Annotated in this window: 16 protein-coding genes and 2 tRNA genes; 14 read left to right on the top strand and 4 right to left on the bottom strand. The window is 66.7% G+C overall.

From position 1 onward, the window contains the following. The first annotated feature begins 269 nt into the window (after positions 1-269). From AC1DIM_RS10790 to AC1DIM_RS10820, 7 genes are all read left to right on the top strand, one after another. A complete protein-coding gene (locus tag AC1DIM_RS10790) occupies positions 270-2,483 on the top strand; it encodes a DEAD/DEAH box helicase (RefSeq protein ID WP_477710480.1) in 2,214 nt (737 codons plus the stop codon). 251 nt (positions 2,484-2,734) lie between these two features. Beyond that, positions 2,735-2,806 (top strand) — tRNA-Thr (locus AC1DIM_RS10795). Between the two features lie 61 nt (positions 2,807-2,867). Then, a tRNA-Met gene (locus AC1DIM_RS10800) sits at positions 2,868-2,941 on the top strand. 155 nt (positions 2,942-3,096) lie between these two features. After that, entirely contained in the window at positions 3,097-3,879 is a 783-nt protein-coding gene (gene yidC / locus AC1DIM_RS10805) for a membrane protein insertase YidC (protein ID WP_477710481.1), read from the top strand. 46 nt (positions 3,880-3,925) lie between these two features. Beyond that, positions 3,926-4,486, top strand: coding sequence for a dihydrofolate reductase family protein (locus AC1DIM_RS10810; protein ID WP_477710482.1), 561 nt, complete (start codon positions 3,926-3,928; stop codon positions 4,484-4,486). A gap of 35 nt (positions 4,487-4,521) precedes the next feature. Further along, the gene (locus AC1DIM_RS10815) at positions 4,522-5,178 is read left to right on the top strand and encodes an SDR family oxidoreductase (RefSeq protein ID WP_477710483.1); all 657 of its coding nucleotides are present in this window, start codon (positions 4,522-4,524) and stop codon (positions 5,176-5,178) included. A 163-nt stretch (positions 5,179-5,341) separates the two neighbouring features. Then, positions 5,342-6,913, top strand: a complete 1,572-nt coding sequence (locus AC1DIM_RS10820; protein WP_477710484.1) for a Na+/H+ antiporter — start codon at positions 5,342-5,344, stop codon at positions 6,911-6,913. Positions 6,914-6,923: 10 nt separating this feature from the next. Here AC1DIM_RS10820 and AC1DIM_RS10825 read toward each other — a convergent pair whose 3' ends face one another. Next, positions 6,924-8,090: an ROK family protein gene (locus tag AC1DIM_RS10825; protein WP_477710485.1), complete on the bottom strand. Its 1,167-nt coding sequence runs from the start codon at positions 8,088-8,090 to the stop codon at positions 6,924-6,926. 120 nt (positions 8,091-8,210) lie between these two features. Between AC1DIM_RS10825 and AC1DIM_RS10830 the strand changes: the two genes are divergently transcribed. The 4 genes from AC1DIM_RS10830 to AC1DIM_RS10845 all read left to right on the top strand — a co-directional run bounded on the left by AC1DIM_RS10830 (position 8,211) and on the right by AC1DIM_RS10845 (position 12,201). Then, a complete protein-coding gene (locus AC1DIM_RS10830; protein ID WP_477710486.1) occupies positions 8,211-9,938 on the top strand; it encodes a glycoside hydrolase family 13 protein in 1,728 nt (575 codons plus the stop codon). 46 nt (positions 9,939-9,984) lie between these two features. Continuing rightward, entirely contained in the window at positions 9,985-10,926 is a 942-nt protein-coding gene (locus tag AC1DIM_RS10835; protein ID WP_477710487.1) for an aldo/keto reductase, read from the top strand. 166 nt (positions 10,927-11,092) lie between these two features. Beyond that, a complete protein-coding gene (locus AC1DIM_RS10840; RefSeq protein ID WP_477710488.1) occupies positions 11,093-11,956 on the top strand; it encodes an HpcH/HpaI aldolase/citrate lyase family protein in 864 nt (287 codons plus the stop codon). 20 nt (positions 11,957-11,976) lie between these two features. Then, on the top strand, positions 11,977-12,201 hold the full coding sequence (locus AC1DIM_RS10845) for a DUF3188 domain-containing protein (protein WP_477710489.1): 225 nt from the start codon (positions 11,977-11,979) through the stop codon (positions 12,199-12,201). On the opposite strand, the gene AC1DIM_RS10850 is transcribed toward AC1DIM_RS10845, so the two are convergent. Then, positions 12,191-13,867, bottom strand: a complete 1,677-nt coding sequence (locus AC1DIM_RS10850; protein WP_477710490.1) for a SulP family inorganic anion transporter — start codon at positions 13,865-13,867, stop codon at positions 12,191-12,193. The genes AC1DIM_RS10845 and AC1DIM_RS10850 overlap by 11 nt on opposite strands. Beyond that, positions 13,864-14,244 (bottom strand): ArsR/SmtB family transcription factor, encoded by a 381-nt coding sequence (locus AC1DIM_RS10855; protein ID WP_477710491.1) that lies wholly within the window; start codon positions 14,242-14,244, stop codon positions 13,864-13,866. Before AC1DIM_RS10855 ends, AC1DIM_RS10850 begins: the two co-directional genes overlap by 4 nt. Positions 14,245-14,355: 111 nt before the next feature. Between AC1DIM_RS10855 and AC1DIM_RS10860 the strand changes: the two genes are divergently transcribed. From AC1DIM_RS10860 to AC1DIM_RS10870, 3 genes are read left to right on the top strand one after another with little or no spacing between them, the layout of a single operon-like run. Continuing rightward, the gene (locus AC1DIM_RS10860; protein ID WP_477710492.1) at positions 14,356-14,823 is read left to right on the top strand and encodes an FAS1-like dehydratase domain-containing protein; all 468 of its coding nucleotides are present in this window, start codon (positions 14,356-14,358) and stop codon (positions 14,821-14,823) included. A 2-nt stretch (positions 14,824-14,825) separates the two neighbouring features. Continuing rightward, positions 14,826-15,263 (top strand): MaoC family dehydratase, encoded by a 438-nt coding sequence (locus AC1DIM_RS10865; protein ID WP_477710493.1) that lies wholly within the window; start codon positions 14,826-14,828, stop codon positions 15,261-15,263. 9 nt (positions 15,264-15,272) lie between these two features. After that, positions 15,273-16,340, top strand: coding sequence for a UDP-N-acetylmuramate dehydrogenase (locus AC1DIM_RS10870; protein WP_477710494.1), 1,068 nt, complete (start codon positions 15,273-15,275; stop codon positions 16,338-16,340). Positions 16,341-16,344: 4 nt separating this feature from the next. Here the strand turns inward: AC1DIM_RS10870 and AC1DIM_RS10875 are convergent, their stop codons facing one another. Further along, entirely contained in the window at positions 16,345-16,872 is a 528-nt protein-coding gene (locus AC1DIM_RS10875; RefSeq protein WP_477710495.1) for a hypothetical protein, read from the bottom strand. Positions 16,873-16,901: the final 29 nt, after the last annotated feature.

Genomic DNA, 16,901 nt, shown 5'->3' on the forward strand with positions numbered 1-16,901 from the left:
CAATTTTTGAGGCAGGACTGGCAAGTGTTGGGGCCCGCACAAGCGATGCGGGCATTTTCATAGGGAGAGCCGGCTAAAGAAAACGCTGTACAGACTGCTGGGATAGCAGCCAAGAGATGCAGCGGGAAGTCCTGCCACGGGATTGCGAAAGCGCCGGACTTCCAGTGACCGGCCGGTCAATGTATGCCCGGCACCCACGGCACACGTACTGCGGCTCCGCTCACCTCGGGTTGTGCCGCCTGGCCCCCTATGGATGAGGAAACTTCCCTATGCCCGAAAATCAGAACGACGCCACCGAAGCGGTAACCGCAGAAACCGCTGCCGTCGAATTCACCGAAGCCGCTGTCCCCGCAGCCGAGCCTGCCGCTGAAACCGAAGCGCCCGCCGTCGAAACCGAAGCGCCCGCCCTCGAAGCCCCTGCCGAAGCTCCGGTTGCAGTCGAAGCGCCCGCCGCCGAAGCTCCGGTTGCCGAAGAAGCCCCCGCCAAGGCAGAAGAAGCCGAAGAAGAAGGCGTCCGTTTCGCCGATCTCGGCATCGACGGCCGTGTCCTCGCCGCACTGCAGGACGTCGGCTACGAAAAGCCTTCCCCCATCCAGGCAGCGACCATCCCGCTGCTGCTTGAAGGCCGCGACGTCGTGGGCCTCGCCCAGACCGGCACCGGTAAGACTGCAGCATTCGCAGTACCGGCCCTGTCCCGCCTGGCCGAGCTCCACGACCTCAACGGCCCGTCCCGCAAGACCCAGGCCCTGGTCCTGGCCCCCACCCGCGAGCTCGCGCTCCAGGTTGCCGAGGCCTTCACCTCCTACGCCAAGCACATCGATGACTTCACCGTCCTCCCCGTCTACGGCGGCTCCGCCTACGGCCCCCAGCTCGCCGGCCTGCGCCGCGGCGCCCAGGTTGTTGTCGGTACCCCCGGCCGTGTGATCGACCACATCTCCAAGGGTTCCCTGGACCTGTCCGAGCTCCAGTACCTGGTGCTGGACGAGGCCGACGAGATGCTGCGCATGGGCTTCGCCGAAGACGTGGAGCAGATCTTCCAGCAGACCCCCTCGGACCGCCAGGTTGCCTTGTTCTCGGCCACCATGCCGAGCCAGATCCGCCGGATGTCCAAGCAGTACCTGAACAACCCCGCCGAGATCTCGGTGAAGTCCAAGACCACCACCGGCGCCAACACCCGCCAGCGGTACCTGCAGGTCATGGGCCCGCACAAGCTCGACGCCCTGACCCGCATCCTCGAGGTTGAAGAGTTCGACGGCGTTATCGCCTTCGTGCGCACCAAGATGGCTACCGAGGACCTGGCTGACAAGCTGAAGTCCCGCGGTTTCCAGGCTGCCGCTATCAACGGCGACATCCCGCAGCAGCAGCGCGAACGCACTGTTGACGCGCTGAAGGAAGGCCGCATCGACATCCTCGTGGCCACCGACGTCGCCGCCCGCGGCCTTGACGTTGAGCGCATCAGCCACGTGGTCAAYTACGACATCCCGCAYGACACSGAGTCYTACGTCCACCGCATCGGCCGCACCGGCCGTGCAGGCCGTWSCGGCGACGCCATCCTGTTCATGACGCCGCGGGAGAAGTACCTGCTGCGTTCCATCGAGAAGGCCACCCGCCAGCCGGTGGAGCAGATGCACCTGCCCACCGCCGAGACCGTGAACACGCTGCGTCTGGGCAAGTTTGCCGAGAAGATCACCGAGACCCTCGAGTCCGAGGACGTTTCGGCGTTCCGCGACCTCATTGCCTCCTACGAGCAGGAGCACAACGTTCCGGCCTCGGAAATCGCTGCCGCGCTGGCCGTCATGGCCCAGGGCGGACAGCCGCTGCTGGTCAAGGAACTGCCCGCAGCTCCTGAGTTCCAGAAGCGCGAGCGCTCCAAGGACGGCTTCGGCTCACGTGGCCCGACCCGCACGCTCACAGAGGGCAACGCCACCTACCGGATCGCCGTCGGACGCCGCCAGCGCGTTATGCCGGGTTCCATCGTGGGCGCCATTGCCAACGAGGGTGGCATCTCCTCGGCCCAGATCGGCGGCATCGACATCCGCTCGGACCACTCCCTCGTGGAGCTCCCGGCGGACCTGAGCGCCGATCAGCTGCGCGCCCTGTCCCGCACCCGGATCGGCGGCGAGCTGATCCACCTCGAGCTGGACAACGGCCGCAAGCCTTCCGGCGGCGGCGAGCGTGGCGGCTACCAGGGCAACCGTGGCGGCGGGGACCGCGGCGGTTACTCCGGCGGCGGCGACCGTGGCGGCAACTTCAAGGGCAGCGGCGGATTCAAGAAGGAATACCGCAAGACCGACGGCGAGCGTTCCTCCGCTGACCGCGGTGGCCGTTCTTACAGCGACCGGTCAGAGCGCAGCGTTGGAGCCGACAGCGGTTCCAGCCGCGGCCAGGCCAGCGATTCCCGCTTCGGCGGCCACGGCGACGGTTCACGCAAGCCCCGCACCGAGGGTGGACAGGGCGGTTTCAACCGCAAGGGCAAGTGGTAACCGTCAGTTAGTCTGACAAGTTTCTCCCCAAGGGGCCGGCTTTCGAGCCGGCCCCTTGGCTTTTAACCCTTCAACCTCAAATCCCGCATGTTCGCTTCGTCACACCTGTTTCGCGGGCACGCTCCGATCAGCCCTTCATGGGCCCCGGAGTGGCTCTTTGGCGCCGGGATTCAGGGGTTTTTCGCGCCTTTGGCCGCGTCTGGCCCCCGATTTGTTGGTGGCCAAATCTTCCGGTAGAGTATTTACTCGTTGCCCCCCTAGCTCAGTGGTAGAGCGCGTTCTTGGTAAGAACGAGGTCACCGGATCGATTCCGGTGGGGGGCTCTGAATGAGGGCCTGTGTCAAGGCGGTTTTGACCGGCTTGATGCAGGTTTTTCTCATTCGTGGCGGTGTAGCTCAGTTGGTTAGAGCGCACGACTCATAATCGTGAGGTCGGGAGATCGAGCCTCCCCACCGCTACAGGCTAAGCCCCCGGAGTCCCCGAGATTCCGGGGGCTTTTCTGTGTTCACCCAGATCGGCGAGGTTCCGGGCTAACCCGGGTTCTGCTGCGCGGGGCAGTGACAAGCGTGGCTTTTCGCCGTAGCTTGGCAGCATCTGGCGATGGGGGGTTTCAGTGGACGTCCTCGCATCGGTCATGGCTCCGTTCAAGTGGCTTGTCTCCGCCCTTATGGTCTGGTTCCATGATGCCCTGAGCAGCCTCGGCATGCCGGCTGCCAATGGCTGGACATGGACCTTCTCCATCATCGGGCTGGTGCTGGTCATCCGCGCCGCTTTGATTCCGGTCTTCCTGAGGCAGGTCAACGCCCAGAGCCGGATGCGGCGCCTGCAGCCGGACTTGAAGAACCTGCAGGTCAAGTACCAGGGCAAAACGGATCAGCTTTCCCGGCAGGCCATGGCGCAGGAGCAGATGGCGCTGTACAAGGAACATGGGACCAATCCATTGTCGGCCTGCTTGCCCGTGCTGATCCAGGTGCCGTTCTTCTTTGCCCTTTTCCAGGTCCTTTCCGGCATCACCTCTGCGGCCGGGCAAGGCCAGGGCATCGGCGCGATGAGCCGCCAGCAGGTGGCGCAGTTTGACCAGGCGAGCATTCTCGGCGCCCCCCTGTCAGCTTCCGTGCTGCACGGAGTCGGAGGCGACCAGACGGCGGTCATAGTGCTCACTGTTGTGATGATCCTGGTGATGACGGCCGCGCAGTTCCTTGCGCAGCGGCGGATCATGGCCAGAAGCATGCCGGAAGAATCCGCTGATAATCCACTGATGCGGCAGCAGAGGATGTTCCTGTATGTCCTGCCGCTGATCTTCGGTGTTGGCGGCATCCTCTTCCCGATCGGTGTCCTGACCTATTGGACCATCACCAACCTCTGGACCTTGGCACAGCAGTCCCTCGTCAAGTGAGTGGCGCGGCCTATCCAACACGGTACGGCGACGGCACAATGGGCGGATGGGCCAGCTCATCTACACAGGCATCGCGTCCCTTGACGGGTACGTGGCGGACCGGGACGGCAATTTCAGCTGGAGCGAACCGGACCAGGAAGTCCACAAGTTCGTCAATGACCTCGAGCGCGACGTAGGCACCTACCTCCTCGGGCGCCGCATGTATGAGGTCATGTCGGTCTGGGAAACCCTCGGCAGCACGCCTGGTGCGCCGGACTATATCCAGGATTACGGCCGGATCTGGCAGGGGGCAGACAAGATCGTCTACTCCTCGTCGCTTGCAACCGTCCAGACTGCCCGCACGAGGATCGAGCGGACATTCGGCGCCCACGCAGTCCAGAAGCTGAAGGACAGCACAGACGGGAACATCAGCATCGGCGGCCCCACCCTCGCCGCGGCCGCCCTGCAGGCCGGGCTCGTGGACGAGTGCCAGCTGTTCGTCAACCCGGTGGCGGTTGGCGGCGGCTTACGGTTCCTGCCCGACGGCCTGAACCTGCGGCTCGAACTCCTGGCGGAACGCAGGTTCGGCAACGGCGTGGTCTATTTGAGTTACCGCACCCTCGCTTGACTGCGGGGAACGGTGTTGGGGGGCAGAATGGGGGCATGACCCGCATCGCTATCATCGGCGGCCACGGCAAAGTGGCCCTCCACCTGTCCTCGCTCCTCGCCACAGAGGGCCACAGCGTCACCTCGATCATCCGCAACCCGGACCACGCGGCAGACGTCGCGGCAACGGGGGCTACGCCGTCGGTCCTGGATGTTGAAAGCTCGACGACGGCGGCCATCGCAGACGCGATCCGCGGCCACGACGCCGTGGTCTGGTCAGCCGGCGCCGGCGGCGGCAACCCGGAACGTACCTACGGGGTGGACCGTGATGCCGCCATCCGGTCGATGGACGCGGCGGCCGAGGCCGGCGTCGGGCGCTATGTCATGGTGTCCTACCTGGGGGCCGGCCCGGACCACGGCGTCCCGGCGGACAATTCCTTCTTCGCCTATGCGGACGCGAAGGCCGCGGCGGATGAGTACTTGCGCGGCACCCAACTTGCCTGGACCATCCTGGGTCCCGGCAGGCTGACGGACCAGCCAGCGAGTGGCCTGATCGAGGTCAACCCGCCCCGGGACGGCGACGGGGCAACCTCCCGCAGCAACACTGCCAGCGTGGCAGCGGCAGTGTTGGACCTGCCCGAAACGGCAGGACGTACCATCGAATTCCGCGACGGCACCCTGCCCATTGCGGCGGCTTTGGAACCTCTGCCTTAACGGGAGGTCCCGCACGGACGGCCGGGCTGCCGTGCCGCCATCGCTAGAGTACAGGCGCCGCTAGAGTACCGCCGCTGGAGTACCGCCACCGATAAACTGGGACCGGCGGCAGGCGCCTCCCACCGGGCGGCGGGACAGGCCGCCCCGCCGGGGAAGCAGGCACATGGATCAGCTGGCACTCATCATCGGACTTTTGTTGGCCACTGTGGTGGCTGTCGGCCTGGGGGACCGGCTCCGGCTGCCATATCCGGTGCTTATGCTCCTGCTGGCCATCGGGCTGACCTTCATCCCAGGCTTCCCTGACCTGAACTTCGCGCCTGAGCTGATCCTGCCCATCTTCCTGCCGCCGCTGCTCTTTGCCACGGCCCAGCGCAGTTCATGGGCGGTTTTCCGGGTACGTTGGCGCACGCTGATCATGCTGGCGGTGGCGCTGGTGGTCATCAGCACCGCCGCTGTGGCGGGTGCCGCGTGGCTGATGATTCCGGGCATCGGCATCCCGGCCGCAATCGCGCTGGGTGCCATGGTGGCGCCGCCGGACCCCATAGCGGTGGAATCGGTGGCTGGCCGCGTGCACATGCCGCGCCGGCTCACCACCGTGCTGCAAAGCGAAGGACTCTTCAACGACGCCGCGGCCATCGTCATCTTCCAGGCGGCAGTCGCCGCCGCAGTGGGCGGCACCGAGATAGGGCCCGACGTCGTCCTCAAGTTCGTGATCGGCGCCGCGCTCGCCGTGGTGGTGGGCATGGCCATGGGCTGGCTGACGGGACTTATCACCAGGCTGGTCACCTCGCTGGTTGCCCGCAGTGCGGTGACGCTGGTGGTGCCTTTCGCGGCCTACATCCTGGCAGAAGAGGTGCACGCCTCCGGGGTGATCGCCGTGGTGGTGACCGCCCTGGAGATGCAGCGGCACTCCCGGCCGCAGTACGCGGAGGAGCGGGTCACCCGGGCGGCCTTCTGGGATGTGGTGGAGTTGCTGGCTACCGGCCTGGCCTTCGGGTTGGTCGGGCTGGAAATCCGGCACGTCATCCACGATGAACGCGCGGATCTCCCCGGCATGCTCGGCGTCGCCGGGCTGGTCTGCGTGCTGGTGTTCGTTGTCCGGTTCCTATGGATGGCCATCCTGGCCATGGGGTCCCGGAACCGCTCGAATGTCCTCCAGCCCACGTCAGCCAAGGAGGTCTTGATCCTCACCTGGTGCGGCATGCGCGGGCTCGCGACCCTGGCCCTTGCGCTTGCGCTGCCCCTCACCCTGGCCGACGGCACACCGTTCCCCGCCCGGGACTACCTGTTGGTGATCGCTTGTGCCGTACTGGTGGCCACCTTGGTGCTGCCCGGCCTGACGCTGCCGTGGCTGATGCGTGTCCTGAATGCTTCCGGGGACGGATCAGAGGAACGCGACGCCGCCCGTCTGCTTGCCAAGCGGGCGCAGGAGGCGGCTGTTGCCGCCCTGAAGCAGCATGACCTGATGAAGGATCTTCCGCCGGAGAAAGTGGCCCTGGTCAAGGCAAAGATGGGCCGGCTGCATGCCGAACTCCTGGACGGCAGCCTGAAGAACGAGAGCGTGGCCGAGCTTCGGTCCCGGGGGCGCGGTCTCGCGGTTGCAGTCCAGACCATTGCACTGGATGCGGCGCGGCAGGAAGTGGTGATGGCCCGCAACGAACCCGACATGGATCCCGAGGTGGCTGACCGGGTACTGCGCCAGTTGGACCTGCGGACCATGATCATGCCGGAGTGAGCAGGGCGCCTCAAGCCGGCCGGGGCGCAAGCGCCAGGTCCAGTGCATTGGCCTCCACGAAGTCCAGCGCATGCCGGACTGCCCCAATGGTCACGATCGCATCGCCCAGCGGCGAGACTGTAATGCGCGGAACGGTCGCCGTGAAGCGCGGAAGCCACGCCTCGATGCCGGGCACCAGGGCGCCAGCCGAGCCGGCCACTGCTCCGCCGATCACCACCTGCTCCGGGTTCAGCAGGACCGCCAGTGATGCCACCACCCGTGCCAGCCGTTCGGACAGCCGGTCCAGGACTGCCGCTGCGGCGGGGTTCCCCGCGGCCGCGGCAGCGAAGACCTCCGGTGCCTCGAGCAGCGATCCCGTTTCGGCCTGGTACCACTCCCGGGCCAGCACGGCTATGCCGGCGGAACTGCCCACTCCTTCCACCAGATCCAGGTAGCCCATTTCGCCTGCCGCCCCGGACAGTCCGTGAAGCAGCCGTCCGGATTCGATGATGCCGGCACCGATCCGCTCGCTGGCCAGCAGCACCACCAGGTCATCAACGCCTGCGCCCGTTCCGCGCCACCGCTCACCCAGGGCCGCGAGGTTGGCGTCGTTCTCCAGCAGCACCGTCCAGCCGTGGAGGTCCTTCAGGGCGGCCCGGAGGCCGACGTCGAACAACCGCCAGAAAGGCCGGGTCACCAAGACATTGCCGGCACGGTCCACCGGCGCCGCAAGGCCGGCGCTGGCTGCCAGGACGTCCAGGGAGGTGGCACCCGCCTCCGCAAGTGCTGCCCGGCAGGCCTGGTCCACAACATCGATGCGCTCCGCGGCCGGGATCTCGGGGATCCGGAAGCTGCGGCTGGCCCTCGCGATGATCTTTCCGCGAAGGTCCGCAACTGCGGCAGTGGTGGTGGCCGCCCCGATGTCGATACCCAGAACCACGCCGGCCCGCGGATTCAGCTCAAACCGACGGGCGGGCCGTCCCTTCGGCTGGCCGGACTGGCGGGCTGCCTCCAGTTCCCGGATCCAGCCCCGCTGGAGCAGATCCTCACAGACGGCGATGACCGAAGCCCGGGTCAGTCCGGTCCACGCCATCAGGTCAGAACCGGTGGCTACCTCCGCGCTGCGCAGGAAGGACAGGACAGCGTTGGCATTATGCCGCCGCAGCAGTTGGGGGCTTGGTGCCCCGGCGTTCTTCATGCGTCCTTGACCTCCAGATTCCGCCGTCCCATAATTGGTGAGGGAATATATTTAGTAACTATCTAAATTGTACCCAGCCGTCCCGGAACGATCACCCCCCAGACGAAAAGGATCATCGCCTTGCCCTCCACTGCCACGCTGGCAACCCTGTCCGAAGCTGACCGTCCGGCCGACCCCAACTGGTGGCGCCAGGCTGCCGTGTACCAGATCTACCCGCGCAGTTTCTCTGATTCCAACGGTGACGGGCTGGGGGACATCAAGGGCATCACGGCCAAAGTCCCTTACCTCAAGGAACTGGGGATCGACGCCGTGTGGCTGAGCCCGTTCTACCCTTCTGCGCTCGCCGACGGCGGCTACGACGTGGACGACTACCGCAATGTGGATCCCAAGCTCGGCACCCTGGCCGACTTCGACGCGATGGCCAAGACACTGCACAGCGCCGGCATCAAGCTCATCGCGGACATCGTTCCCAACCATTCCTCGGACCGGCACGAATGGTTCCGCGAGGCGCTGGCCTCCCCGCGGGGATCGGCCGCCCGGGAGCGCTACATCTTCCGCGACGGCAAGGGGCCCAACGGCGAGTTCCCGCCGTCGGACTGGGATTCCGTGTTCGGCGGTCCGGCGTGGGAGCGCATCACCGAACCTGACGGCACGCCCGGCCAGTGGTACCTGCACATCTTCGCCAAGGAGCAGCCGGACCTGAACTGGTCCAACCGCGAGGTCCGCGAGGACTTCCTGAAGACGCTGCGGTTCTGGTCCGACCGTGGCGTGGACGGCTTCCGCGTGGACGTGGCCCACGCGCTGACCAAGGACCTCACGGAGCCGCTGCTGTCCAAGCTGGAACTTGCCCGGGAGGGGCAGCTGGTGGACGGGTTCGACGACGGCACCCACCCCTTCTGGGACCGCGACGAAGTCCACGAGATCTACGCCGAATGGCGGGCGGTCTTCAACGAGTACAACCCGCCACGCACCGCGGTCGCTGAAGCCTGGGTGCACGCCACCCGCCGCGCCCGCTACGCCAGCCCGCAGGGCCTGGGCCAGGCGTTCAACTTCGATCTCCTTCAGGCCGACTTTGACGCCGGGGAGTTCCGCGAGATCATCACCCGGAACCTGGCCGAGGCCAAGGAGACCGGGGCTTCGTCCACCTGGGTCTTCTCCAACCACGACGTCGTCCGGCACGCCACGCGCTACGGGCTGCCCAAGGGATCCAAGGGATCCAAGGGATTGAATGGCATGGAGCCCCAGGGCCAGGACGGAAAAGCCTGGCTGCTGGCCGGCGGCCCCTCGGACCAGCTGGATGCGGAACTGGGCGAACAGCGCGCCCGTGCTGCCACCCTGCTGATGCTGGCAGTCCCCGGGTCTGCCTACCTTTACCAGGGCGAGGAGCTCGGTCTGCAGGAAGTGGCGGAAATTCCCGACGCCGAGCGGCAGGACCCGACGTTCTTCCGGAGCCAAGGTCTTGAGGTGGGCCGCGACGGCTGCCGGGTTCCGCTGCCCTGGACGGTTGAAGGCACCTCCTTCGGTTTCGGCGACGGCGGCGCGCACCTCCCGCAGCCGGCCTGGTTCAGCAAGTACGCCGTCGAGGCGCAGGACGGCGCCGAAAACTCCACCCTGGAGCTGTACCGCAAGGCACTGAAACTGCGCCGGGAACTGCAGGCCGGGGAGGAACTGGAATGGTCAGAGACGGGCAGCCCGGACGTCCTGCACTTCAGCCGCCCCGGTGGCTGGCAGTCAGTGACCAACTTCGGGGACACCGCCGTCGAACTCCCCGCCGGTACCGTGCTGCTCAGTAGTTCACCGCTGCAGGACGGCAAGCTGCCGGCCAACAGCACGGCGTGGCTGCGCTGATGCCGGTTTACGTGGCTGTAGCCGTGGCGGGCGGGGGTCCAGCCTGATGCAGGAGCTCATCTATGGCTGCATGGGCCTGGGCGGCAGCTGGTCCGACGAGCCGCATGGCGCTGACCATGTGGACGAGGCAGCTGCCGCCGTCGAGGCCGCCCTGGCTGCAGGGATCACGCTGTTCGATCACGCGGACATCTACCGCAGCGGCAAGTCCGAGGCCGTCTTCGGCGAAGTGCTTGCCGCTACGCCCGGCCTGCGCGGCCGGATCCGGCTGCAGACAAAGTGCGGAATCCGGCTCAACGAACGCGGGCTTGCCACGCACTACGACCTGAGCCGGGAAGCCATCCTGGAGCGGGTGAACGGCAGCCTGAAGCGGCTGCAGACGGATTTCGTCGATGTGCTCCTGCTGCACCGCCCCGACCCCCTCACGGACCTGGCGGAGGTGGCCGGCGCGGTCGCGCAGTTGCTCGCCGAAGGCAAGGTGCGGCAGGTGGGGGTGTCCAACATGTCCGGCGCGCAGATCCAGGCGCTGCAGGACCGGCTGGAAACGCCCGTGGTGGCGAACCAGCTTGAGATGAGCCTGCTGAAGCGGGCCTGGTTGGAGAGCCAGGTCCTGGTGAACCATGCGGACTCGCTGGACTACGGCTTTCCGCACGGCACACTGGAGTACTGCACCGGCAACGGGGTCACCCTGCAGGCATACGGGGCGCTGGCACGGGGGCTGTACACCGGTGCAGCCCCGGAGGACCCGACGACGGCCGAGACTTCCACAGCGGTCCTCGTGCAGGAGCTGGCCGGCAAATACGGCACCACGGGGGAGGCCGTCCTCCTGGGCTGGCTGATGAAGCATCCGGCAGGCATCTCGCCCGTGATCGGCACGGTGAACCCAGGGAGGATCGCCGCGAGTGCTGACGCTGTCCGGGTGGCGGCGGCCATGACCCGGGCCGACTGGTACGGGCTCTGGATCGCGGCCCGGGGCGGCAACCTCCCGTAACCCCAACCAGGTAGCAGTAAGTGTCGGTTTGAGCCGTCATAACCACACTTACTGCTACCTACATTCGGCGGCCGGGGCGCGGACGGCGCCGGTACTGTTCGTATTGGTCATCACGTATGGCATTCCTGCTTAGCGCTCGCAGGGCCCGGCCAGATACGGTAGAAGCATGACGTCAATCACCGCCACCGAGACCGTTCGGCCCGAGCGCAACATCCCAGCTGAAATCGCCCGTTCCTGGCTCCTGGTCAATGCGATGAAACCCGAACTGTTCGACCAGTCGGCTGTTTCACGCGCTGACTCGATCATCCTTGACATTGAAGACGCGGTGGACCCGTCGCAGAAGGACCAGGCGCGCGGACATGTCATTGACTGGCTGACCGGCGGCGGGAAGGCCTGGGTCCGCATCAACGATGCCACCAGCCCGTTCTGGGCCGATGACCTTGCCGCCCTGCGTGGAACCCCGGGCCTGCTCGGTGTGATGCTGGCCAAGACCGAGTCCGCGGACCAGGTGACCGAGAGCTTCCACCGGATGGATGGCAAGACGCCCGTGATCCCGCTGGTGGAATCCGCCGTGGGCATCGAGGAAGCCAACAACATTGCCAAGGCCCAGGGAGCGTTCCGCCTTGCCTTCGGTTCCGGCGACTTCCGCCGCGACACCGGCATGGCCGCCACCGCCGAGGCCATGGCCTACCCCCGCGCCAAGCTGGTGGTCGCCAGCCGGGTGGGTAACCTGCCGGGCCCCATCGACGGCCCCACGGTCGGCACCAACCACCCCATCCTGCGCGAGCAGACCGGTATCACGGTGATGATGGGCATGACCGGTAAGCTCTGCCTGGCCATCGACCAGACCCCGGTCATCAACGAGGTCATCAGCCCCACGCCGTCGGACGTCGCCTGGGCCACCGACTTCATGAACGACTTCGAGGCCAACGGCCGCGTCATCCGCGACGGCTCAGACCTGCCGCGCCTGGGCCGCGCCGAGAAGATCATGAAGCTCGCAGTGGCCTTTGGGGTAAAGCCGGCGCTCTGACGCCTCGCTAGAATTGGACGGTGCTGAACGAATTCTGGAACACCGCGCCCACCGCCTACAAGGTCACCGTCTTCTGTGCCATGGGACTGATCGGCGTGGGAATCGTCCTGAACCTGATCGGCAACACGTCCGGAAACCAGGGCCTGGCCACTGCGTCGCTGCCGGTTATCGGCCTGGGCCTGGTCCTGCACATCGTGGGGATCGTGGTCCGGGGTCAGGCGATCCGCAAGAACCTCAAGCGGTAGCTGCGGCCGCGTTCCGGCGCACATGGCTGCGGGCGTGCTCCACGGCGGCCGTCAGGTCCTCGAACAGGTGCTTGTGGTGGCGCAGTGAACGGATCACGCCGACGTTGGTCACCAAGGCAAGATGATCCGGCCGGACGCCCTTCAAAAGCACCGTGATGCCGCGCAGTTCCAAGGCGGAGATGACCTCCACGAGTGCGTGCGCGCCGGTGGCGTCAAGCATCCGCAGCTGCGAGAGCCTGATGATGGCCACCTGGACGTCCTTGACCTGGCTGATCTCCTGGAGGATGCGTTCTGCGGCACCGAAGAACATGGCGCCGTCCAGCCGGAAGACGGCAATGTGTTCATCACCTGCCACAGGCGGCCCGGCAATACCCTCACGCTGCACACTGCTCAGGGACGCGAATTTACGCAACGTGAAAAGTGCCGCTGCGGCCAGCCCGATCTGGATCGCCACGATCAGATCAAACGCCACGGTGATGATTGCCGTGAGGACGAAGACCGCCGCATCCGAGCGTGTTGAGCGCAGGATCGCGTTCACCGTGCGCCGTGAGACCATCCTCACCGCGGTGACCATCAGCACGCCGCCGAGGGCCGCGAGCGGAATGCTGCCCACCAGCCCGGCGGCCAAATAGACAATGCCCAGCAGGACCACGGCATGCACTGCGGCGGATACGCGGGTTTTCGCGCCCGAGCGCACATTCACGGCGGTCCTGGCGATGGCTCCCGTGGCCGGCATTCCGCCGAACAAGCCGGCGGCGATGGATGCCAGGCCCTGGCCCGTCAGTTCCCGATCCGGGCTGTACGCGCCGCTCGGGGTCCCGTCCGGGCCAACCATCCCGCCTGCAACGCGGGCCGACAGCAAAGATTCGATAGCCGCGAGGGCGGCGATGGCGACGGCGGGCATCGCCAGGGCGCCAATGGACGCCGGGTCCATAGCGGGAAGGGAGGGGGAGGGCAGGGAGTGCGGCAGCGCGCCGATCCGGGGCACGTCCAGCCGCAGAAGTTCGGCAGCCACCGTCGCCAGTAGTACCGCGAGCAGGCTCGCCGGCAGCGCCCGGAAGTACTTCTGGACCAGGACCATCACGACGGCGACCCCCGCCACGAGTGCCAGGGTCAGCAGGACTGTGGGTGCCACCGCCCCGGACGCCGCCTCGATGGCGGCGAGCAGCGTGTTATGGCCCGGGATCCCGGCCGTACCGGTCGCGAGGGGCACTTGCTGGAGGAAGATGATGGCCGCGATTCCCAGGGTGAAGCCTTCCACCACGGGCCAGGGGATAAAGGCCACTGCCTTCCCCAGGCCGCTGAAGCCGAGGACGCAGACCATCAGCCCGGCCATCAGGGACACCAGGGCCACACTGCCTGTCCCGTGCACCGCCACCACCGGCGCGAGGACCACCACCATGGCCCCGGTGGGTCCTGAGACCTGGACGTGGGAGCCGCCCATGACGGCGGCAACCAACCCGGCCACGATCGCCGTGATGAGGCCCGCCTCCGCACCCACCCCGGAGCTGACCCCGAATGCCAGTGCCAGCGGCAAGGCCACGATGCCCACGGTTATCCCGGCCAACACGTCCGTCCGCCAGGACTGCCGGAGGCCGGCATAGTCCGCCCGGGATGGCAGGAAGCGGCTGAGCCCGGTTGAACTGGATCGCAGTTCGGTGCTCACGACGCTGCCCCGTCCTGCAGGTGCCCGGCCGGCAGCTGCTGCGCGAGCTTGAGCTGTTCATTCGAGTCGGCGAGGCTGTCCAGCAGGAACGTGCGCGCGATCGCCAGCAGTTGGGAGATACCAGGGTGCGCCAGTCTGTAGGTCACGGCGTTGGCGCTCCGCACCGACGTCACCACCTTGTGCCTCCGCAGCGTGGCCAGATGCTGGGAGAGATGCGAGGCCTCCAGCCCTGTTTCGACAAGGAGGTGGCTCACGGCAGCGGTGTTGTCCGGGGCCGCAGCGAGCAGTTCGAGGATCCGGATCCTGGCGGGGTGTGCCAGCGCTTTGAACAGGTTGGCCTTGATCTCGTAGAGCGGAGCCTGGGCGGGAGACAACATAAGAAGCGCTCCTCTGTGACCCTGCAACGGGTCACTTGATGGGATGATGAATCCATCATATCAACAGGGCGCAAGACCCTTGCGTGCTGCCCGGGCGATAGGCTTGAGCCCATGACTATCAATCCGGACCTGCAGGGCCGCAGCTACCCTGCCGCAGAGGTGTACGACGTCGGCCGCGAGAAAATCCGCGAGTTCGCCCGCGCCGTCAAGGCAAGGCACCCCGCCCACTTCGACGTCGAAGCCGCCAAGGCCCTGGGCCATACCGACCTGGTGGCGCCCCCCACGTTCGCCATCATCATCGCCCAGCGGGCCGACGCACAGCTGATCGAGGACCCGGATGCCGGCATCGACTTCACCCGCGTGGTCCACGCAGACCAGCGCTTCATCCACCACCGCCCCATCTTCGCCGGTGACCGGCTCGTTGCCGAGCTGCATGTCGACGGCGTCCGCGCCATGGGCGGCGGCGCCATGATCACCACCCGCGCCGAGATCTTTGCCCTCACCGACGGCGGCACCGATTCACGCGAGGCCGTCGCCACCACGACCTCATCCATCCTCGTCCGCGGAGAGGGACAGTAACCATGAGCCCCAGCTTCCACGAACTCAGCGCCGGCCAGGAAATCGGCAGCCGCACCATCGCGGTCACCCGCACCGACCTGGTCAAGTACGCCGGTGCCTCCGGTGACTTCAACCCCATCCATTGGAACGAAGCCTTCGCCACCGGTGTGGAACTGCCCGGGGTCATCGCCCACGGCATGTTCACCATGGGTGCCGCCGTGCAGCTGGTGACCGACTGGGCAGGCGACCCTGCCGCCGTCGTCGACTTCCAGACGCGCTTCACGAAACCGGTCCTGGTCACCGACACCACCGGCACCACGGAGCCGGGGGCCACCATCGAAGTCACCGGCGCCATCGGAAAGCTCGACGCCGAGGCGGGCACCGCGCGCGTGGACCTCACCGTGGTTGCGGCCGGGCAGAAAGTGCTGATGAAGGCCCAGGCCGTCGTCAGGCTGTCCTAGGGTGAAGCTGTGAGCCAGACAATGCTTTCTGCCCTGACCACGGCCGCCGTCGGGGGTCCCGCCGGCAAGTATGTTGAGGCCCGGACCGAGGCGGAGATTATTGACGCCGTCCGAACGGCCGACGCCGCAGGGGAGCCGGTCCTCATTGTTGGCGGTGGCTCCAACCTCTTGATCTCCGACGACGGGTACCCCGGCACCGTCGTGCGGATCGCCTCGGAGGGGTTTACCGTCAACGCGGAGGACTCCTGCGGCGGCGTGGCGGCGGTGGTCCAGGCCGGACACAACTGGGATGCCCTGGTTGAGCACGCCGTGCTCCATGCCTGGTCCGGAATCGAGGCGCTTTCCGGTATCCCCGGTGCAACAGGTGCCACTCCGGTGCAGAACGTCGGCGCGTACGGCTCGGATGTCTCCCAGACGATCGCCGCGGTCCGCACCTGGGACCGGACCCGGAACGCGGTTCAGACCTTCACCAGCTCAGAGCTGAAGTTCGGCTACCGCGATTCCATCCTGAAGCAGGCCACCGTGGACGGGTCGCCCCGCTACGTCGTGCTGACCGTTGAGTTCCAGCTGCCTCTCGGCCGGATGAGTGCGCCCATCCGCTACGCCGAACTGGCCCGCTCCCTGGGAGTTGAACCCGGCAAACGTGCCTACTCCAATGACGTCCGGCGTGAAGTACTGCGCCTGCGCGCATCCAAGGGCATGGTGCTGGACCCTGCGGACCGGGACACCTATTCCACCGGCTCCTTCTTCACCAACCCGGTTGTTCCGGTTGATGTGGCCGCCGGTCTGCCCGATTCGGCACCGCAGTATCCAGCCGGCGTCGACGGGATGGTGAAGCTCTCCGCTGCCTGGCTGATCGACCAGGCAGGGTTCGGCAAGGGCTACGGCCTGGAGCCTGGCAGCGTCTCCGGCGGGAGGGCGTCGCTGTCCACCAAGCACACGCTGGCCATCACCAACCGTGGCTCAGCCAGCGCCAAGGACATGCTGGCGATCGCGCGCGAGGTGCGGGCCGGCGTCGTCGAACGCTTTGGCATTGAACTGCACCCTGAACCGTTGCTGATCGGGCTGACGCTTTAGCCGGTCAGCAGGGCTGCGTGGCCACGGCGGCGCGCGCGTCTCTGGCGTCTGCCAACCGGACGGCCGTTGCTGTCCCCAGAAGAGCAGCGGTCCAGCCGCTGAGCGCCAGGAACGGGCCCATAAAAAGCCAGACCAGGGCCGCTGGAACTGCCGAATGCGTCGCGGCCGCGAGGATGCAGGCCATGACGCCCGCCGTCGCGGTGGCAAGGGAGAGTGCCCCGAGCAGCCGGCCGCTCAGCGGCGAGACCTTCCAGTCGCGGACTAGATGGACGTCGGCGCCCGCCCGCAGCCCGGGAAACAGGACGGCATACCCACCACCCAACGAGAGGAACAGGGACGGCAGCAGGAGCTCCATGCTTGCTCGGCCTGAGAATCCAACAACCGGGAACCCGCCGTCGCCGGATCCGCCGTACGCGGATCCCAGGGTAGGGGCGAGTCCAATGGTCACGCCCGCCAGTACCGCGACGGTCCCTCCCAGCATCCAGCCTTTCGTTTCACGCTCGAACAACTGCCATAAACTCCCCAAAGTCATGGATCTACCCTATCTGGACAGCGTTTAGG

The organism is Pseudarthrobacter sp. 01T43, assembly GCF_056398665.1.